Origin of the sequence: Cellulomonas algicola (assembly GCF_003851725.1) — a bacterium.
Lineage (GTDB): Bacteria > Actinomycetota > Actinomycetes > Actinomycetales > Cellulomonadaceae > Cellulomonas > Cellulomonas algicola.
Window position 1 is genome coordinate 22676 of record NZ_BHYL01000093.1, and the last position, 6426, is coordinate 29101.

The following is a 6426-nucleotide window of genomic DNA, read 5'->3' on the forward strand; positions in this document are numbered from 1 at the left end:
GGCCGCGACGGACCGCAGGAGGCACCGCGTGGACCGAAGGAGATCTCCATGTCCCACGACGCGCACGCGCTCGACGCGCTCCGGGTGGACGGCGCGCCGCCGACGGACGCGCCGCTGCACCACGTGTGGAACCGGTGCGTGGGCGCGGGCCGGGCCAACGAGGCGCTGCGCGCCGACTGGCAGGCCCACCTCCGCGAGGCCGTCGACGTGCTCGGGGTCCGGTCCGTGCGGTTCCACGGCCTGTTCCACGACGACATGTTCGTGTACCGCGCCACCTACGGCGGCGGGTTCGCCCCGCCGGAGGTCCTGCCCGAGCCGCCGATCACCTTCAGCTACGTCGACATGGTGTTCGACGCGATCCTCGACGCGGGCGCGCGCCCGTTCGTCGAGCTCGGGTTCATGCCCCGGGACCTGGCCACGCAGACCGAGACGCTGTTCTGGTGGAAGGCGCACTGCAGCCCGCCCACCGACATGGCGGAGTGGGTCCGCCTCGTGAGCGAGACGGTGCGGCACTGGATCGAGCGGTACGGCCTCGACGAGGTGCGCCAGTGGCGGTTCGAGGTGTGGAACGAGCCCAACCTGGTCCCCCACTTCTGGACCGGCACCCGCACCGAGTACTTCGAGCTCTACGAGGCGACCGCGCGCGCCCTGAAGGCGATCGACCCGCAGCTCAAGGTCGGCGGGCCGTCGACGTCCGTGTTCGTGCCCGACGCCCGCTACGCCGGCGAGACCTACGACCGCGCGGCCGAGTTCGCGACCGGCCAGGCACCCGACCCCGACGCGCTCGACTGGCAGCCGGTCTGGGTCCGCGAGCTCGTCGAGTGGTGCGCCGAGCGCGACCTCCCGCTCGACTTCCTCTCGACGCACCTCTACCCGACGGACTACGCCGCCGACGGCACCGGCAGCGGGTTCAGAGCCATCCACCGCCACGTGGACGCCACCGAGCAGGACCTGCGCCTCATGCGCGAGCTCATCGCCGCGAGCCCGTACCCCGACGCCGAGCTGCACATCACCGAGTGGTCGAGCTCGCCGTCGAGCCGGGACCGCACGCACGACACCCTGTTCGCCGCGACGTACATCACGCGCGCGTTCCTCAAGGGCGCTCCGCTCGCGGACTCGATCTCCTACTGGACGTTCACCGACATCTTCGAGGAGGGCGGCGCCGGGCTCGGCCCGTTCCACGGCGGCTTCGGGTTCGTCAACGAGCAGGGCATCCACAAGCCCACGTTCCACGCCGTCGCGATGCTGAACCGGCTGGGCGACCGCGTCGTCCACCAGGACGAGCAGGGCATCATCACGCGCTCGTCCGACGACGGCCGCGTGTCCGCGGTGTTCCTGAACTACCCCGCCGCGATGGGCACCCGCGGCGTCGAGCAGCACGACTCCTACGCCGCGACGCGCGCGTACCGGGAGATCGGGACGGCCCGGCGGGTCCGCCACACCGTCGCAGGTCTCGAGCCGGGGACCGTCTTCCAGGTCGAGGTGCTCGACTGGGAGCACGGCAACCCCGCGGAGGCGTGGCACCAGATGGGCGAGCCGCTCAACCTCACCCGCGCTCAGACCGCCGCGCTCAAGGCCGTCGCGGACGACCTGCACCGCTGGACGATCGCCGTCCCGGAGTCAGGCGTCCTCGAGCTCGACCTCGACCTGCCCGCGTGGGCCGTCGCCTCCGTGGCCCAGGTCGATCCCCCGGCGACTGCCGGAGCACGTTGACGCGTCGGTCTGCGGCGGTTCGACCAGCCGCAGACACACGAACGGCTCCGAGCCGAAGCCCGGAGCCGTTCGTGTTCGCTGTCTCAACGAGTGTCCGGAGGGGGACTTGAACCCCCACGCCCTTTCGGGCACTAGCACCTCAAGCTAGCGCGTCTGCCATTCCGCCACCCGGACAGGTGGACCGTCCGGGGGCCCGTGGGCTCCCTCAGGTGCGGCAGAAAAGATAGCACGGTGCGGCGGCCGGGCATGCATCGGTCCCGGGGTGCAGACTGACGCCACCGGCCTGGGCATCAGCGCCGGGGATCGAGTCCGAGGTGGCGGGGGGTTCATGGCCGAGGCGACCGGCACCGGGAGCAAGGGGCTGACCGGCCCGAGCAACCCGGCGGCCCGCAAGGTGGCAGGGGCACGACGCAACCCCAGCGTGTACGGGGTCGAGCACACCGCACCGCACTGGCTGCGGGTCATGGCGGGAGTGTCCTGGCGGCTCCTCGTGGTGCTCGCGGCCGTCGCGCTCGTGTTCTACGCCACGTCCCGCGTGCAGCTGCTGTTCATCGCGGTGTTCCTCGCGTTCGTGTTCAGCGCGGTGCTGCGGCCGATCGTCGACTTCCTGTCGCGGTTCATGTGGCGCGGGCTGGCGACGGCGCTCGCGATCCTGGGCGGGATCCTGTTCTTCGTCGGGCTGCTCACCTACATCGGGTACTCGATCGCGAACCAGTGGAACGACCTCACGAAGCAGTTCAGCAACGGCATCTCGCAGATCACGGACTTCCTGCAGAGCGGGTCGTTGCCGTTCACGATCACGAACGAGCAGATCGCCGAGTGGATCAGCAACGCCCAGCAGTGGGTGCAGGACCACGCGGGCGACCTCGCGTCGCAGGCCGCCGCCGGGGCGGGATCGGTCGTCGAGATCTTCACCGCGCTCGCGCTCGCGATCTTCTGCACGGTGTTCTTCCTGGCCCGCGGGCAGGAGATGTGGACCTGGTTCCTCAACCAGCTGCCCACGCGGTTCCGCGAGACCTGGAAGGTCGCGGGCGGCGCCGGCTGGTACACGTTCTCCGGCTACACGCGCGGGACGGTCATCATCGCCGTCACCGACGGCCTGCTCGCGTTCATCCTGCTGACGATCCTGCGCGTGCCGCTGTCGGCGCCGCTCGCGGTGCTCGTCATGATCGGTGCGTTCATCCCGCTGGTCGGCGCACCCGCCGCCATGATCATCGCGATGATCGTCGCGCTCGCCGCGAACGGGCTGTGGTCCGCGGCGATCGTCGGCATCGGCATCGCGCTCATCGGGCAGTTCGAGGGGCACATCCTGCAGCCGCTCGTCATGGGCAAGCAGGTGTCGCTGCACCCCGTCGTCGTCGCGCTCGCCGTCACGGCGGGGACGCTCACGGCCGGGATCCTCGGCGCCGTCATCGCCGTGCCGCTCGTGTCCGTCGTCTGGGCGATCTTCTCCCGCCTGCGGACCCTCGACCCGCCGATGGAGGAGGACGAGGCGGACGACGAGGTGCGGCCGACCAGCGACGACGACACCGCGAGCACGCCCGCGCACGGCTGAACCCGGGCAGGCAGCAGTCGGGCGCGTCGCGGCGGGTGTCAGGCCATGGCTGCCTCGACGGCCGCCTCGACCTCCGCAAGCACGACGGCCGGAGGGTCGAGCAGCGGGGCGGGCAGCGGGCCGAGGTCGAGCGCGACGTGCCGGGCCACGGCGCCCGCGAGGCGCATCGCCCCCCATCGCGCACCGAGGGTGGTCAGCGGGGCGAGCCGCTGCGTCCACGCGTCGACGGTCGGGACGTCACCGGCGACCGCAGCGGCGGCCGTCGCGACCCACGGGCCCGGCAGGATGCCCGCGAGGCCGCTGTGCCACGTCCGGGCACCCGCGAGCAGCGCCTGCGACCCGAGCGCGTCACCGCTGAACCCGACCTCGACGTGCGCCGGGACACCGGCGAGCAGCGCGGCGCAGCGGGTGCGGACGTCGTCGACGTCGAGGCCGCGGTCCTTGAGGCCGCCGATGCCGGGCAGCGCGGCGATCGCGAGGAGGTCGTCGACCGTGAGCTCGAGGCCCGTCGTGCGGGGGTTGTGGTAGATCCAGACCGGCACCTCGGCGACCGCGGCGACGTCCCGGTACAGGGCGAGGGCCTCACCGGCGGTCAGCGGCTGGTACGACATCGGCGGGAGGAGCACGGCGTCGACGCCCGCGGCCCGCGCGGCGGCGGCGTGGCCGAGCACGTCGGCCGTCGTGAGCGCGCCGATCCCGCACACCACGGGCACCCGGCCGTCGACGGCCTCGACCGCGGCCCGAGCGACGCGCGCCCGGTCACCGCCGCCCAGGTAGGCGAAGCCGCCGGTCGAGCCGAGCACCGCGACCGCGTCCGCCCCGGCCGTGACGGCGCGGTCCGCGAGCGCGGCCAGCACGCCGGGGGCGACGCCGCCGTCGGCGGTGCGCGGGGTGGGCAGGTACGCGGCGAGGGGTCCGAGCATGGGCGGGAGGCTAGCGAAGACCCGTCGCCAGGGCGTCGGGTGTGTCAGCGGAAGTCGCGGGACGTGGAGCGGACCTTGAGCGACAGGACGCCCAGGTGCTCGGCGACGAGGTTCGTCGCGCCGTCGGACCGTTCCAGGCGACCACGCACGACGAGCGCCCGGGAGGTCCGCGCGACGCGTCGGAACCGTTGCCACAGCCCTGCGGAGCACACGATGTTGAGCAGCCCGGTCTCGTCCTCGAGCGACAGGAACGTCACCCCGCCCGCGGTGCCCGGACGCTGCCGGTGCGTCACGACCCCCGCGACGGCGACCCGTCGCCCGGGCTCGTGGCGGAACGCGTCGACGACGCGCAGCACCCCCGCCTCGTCCAGGCCGTCGCGGACGAACTGCGTCGGGTAGGAGTCGACGGAAACGCCCGTCGCCCACACGTCGGCCGTCGCGACCTCGACGTCGCTGAGCCCCGGCAGCGTCGGCGCCGCGACCCCGACGCTCACCCCGGGCAGCGTGTCCGGCCCTTCCTGCGCGAGCGCCCCGGCCGCCCACAGCGCCTCGCGGCGGGTCGAGCCGAGGCTGTCGAGCGCACCCGCGGTCGCGAGCGCCTCGACCTGCACGGTGGTCAGCCGGACGCGCCGCACGAGATCGCGCAGGTCCGCGAACGGGCCGTGCGCGACGCGCTCGTCGACGACCTTCTGCGCGACGTCCTCCCCCACCGACCGCACCGACGCGAGCCCGAGGCGCACCGCGAGCGAGCGCGGCACGTCCGCGTCGGCGCCCGTCCGCACACCCGCGGCGACGGCCGGTCCCGTGCCGCTCGGTGCGGGGACCAGCAGCGGCTCCCCGTCCGGCGGCGTCGGGCCGGTGCGTTCGACGCACGCCTGCACGTCGGACGCCTGCACGTCGGGCCGCAGCACCTCGACGCCGTGCCGGCGGGCGTCCGCGGCGAGGCTCTGCGGCGAGTAGAAGCCCATCGGCTGCGCCGCGAGCAGCCCCGCGTAGAACGCGGCCGGGTGGTACACCTTCAGCCACGCGCTCGCGTACACGAGGAACGCGAACGAGTACGCGTGCGACTCGGGGAAGCCGAAGTCCGCGAACGCGCGCAGCTTCTCGTAGATCTGCTCCCCCACGTCCGGCCCGATGCCGTGCGACGCCATGCCCGACATGAGCCGCCCCTTGAGCGCCTCCATGCGTTCCGTCGAGCGCTTCGAGCCCATCGCGCGGCGCAGCTGGTCGGCCTCCGCGGGGGTGAAGTCGGCGACGTCGATCGCCATCTGCATGAGCTGCTCCTGGAACAGCGGCACGCCCTTGGTCTTGGCGAGCGACTTCTCCAGCAGCGGGTGCAGGTACGTGACGGCCTGCCGGCCGTGCGCGCGCTCGATGTACGGGTGCACCGAGTTGCCCTGGATCGGCCCGGGCCGGATGAGCGCGACCTCGATGACGATGTCGTAGAACGTGCGCGGTCGCAGCCGTGGCAGCGTCCCCATCTGCGCACGTGACTCCACCTGGAACACCCCGACGGTGTCCGCCGCGCTCAGGAGGTCGTAGACGCGTGCGTCCTCGGCGGGCAGCGCGTGCAGGTCGAGCTTCTCCCCCTCGTGCTTCTCGACGTCCGTGAACGCGAGCCGCAGCGCCGTGAGCATCCCGAGGCCCAGCAGGTCGAACTTCACGAGTCCCGCGTCGGCGCAGTCCTCCTTGTCCCACTGCAGGACCGTGCGTCCCGGCATGCGCGCCCACTCCACCGGGCATACCTCGATCACCGGCCGGTCGCACATCACCATGCCGCCCGAGTGGATCCCGAGGTGGCGTGGCAGACGCAGGAACCGGTCCGCGAGGTCGACGACGTGCTCCGGGATCTCGTCGAGGTCGCTTGCCGCGGGCGGCAGCACCGCGGGGACGACGTCGTGGCCGTCGGACGTCGCGAGCCCCGGCACCTCGGTCCCGCGCGGTGAGCGCGTCAGCACCGGCGGCGGCTCGTAGGTGTTGCCCCACATCGACGCCTTGGCGCGGCGCCGCTCGTCGCGCGCCGTGCTGACGGCCGTGGCCCGGTCGTGCGGCTCACCCCCCGAACCGTGGCCCTCCGGCGGCCACAGTCCGACGTGCCCGTCGTGCGGGCGGTCGGGGCGGCCCGGCGATCCGGCGCGGCCGTCGTGCGGGCGTTCCGGTCGACCGGGCGATCCGGCACGGCCGTCGTCCGGTCGACCGGGCGACCCGGCACGGCCGTCGTGCGACCGGTCGGGA

4 protein-coding genes and 1 tRNA gene are annotated in these 6426 nt (G+C 73.3%); 2 read left to right on the forward strand and 3 right to left on the reverse strand.

Annotated elements, in window-relative coordinates:
• Positions 1-48 precede the first annotated feature (48 nt).
• Positions 49-1713, forward strand: coding sequence for a GH39 family glycosyl hydrolase (locus tag CTKZ_RS06975; protein WP_124342276.1), 1665 nt, complete (start codon positions 49-51; stop codon positions 1711-1713).
• A 91-nt stretch (positions 1714-1804) separates the two neighbouring features.
• On the opposite strand, the gene CTKZ_RS06980 is transcribed toward CTKZ_RS06975, so the two are convergent.
• A tRNA-Leu gene (locus CTKZ_RS06980) sits at positions 1805-1887 on the reverse strand.
• A 154-nt stretch (positions 1888-2041) separates the two neighbouring features.
• Between CTKZ_RS06980 and CTKZ_RS06985 the strand changes: the two genes are divergently transcribed.
• Complete coding sequence (locus CTKZ_RS06985) at positions 2042-3268, forward strand: AI-2E family transporter (protein WP_124342277.1); 1227 nt, start codon at positions 2042-2044, stop codon at positions 3266-3268.
• 38 nt (positions 3269-3306) lie between these two features.
• Here CTKZ_RS06985 and CTKZ_RS06990 read toward each other — a convergent pair whose 3' ends face one another.
• The gene (locus CTKZ_RS06990) at positions 3307-4191 is read right to left on the reverse strand and encodes a dihydrodipicolinate synthase family protein (protein ID WP_124342278.1); all 885 of its coding nucleotides are present in this window, start codon (positions 4189-4191) and stop codon (positions 3307-3309) included.
• Between the two features lie 44 nt (positions 4192-4235).
• Positions 4236-6426: helix-hairpin-helix domain-containing protein (locus CTKZ_RS06995; protein WP_371852340.1), on the reverse strand; the 2191-nt coding region annotated here is incomplete at its 5' end.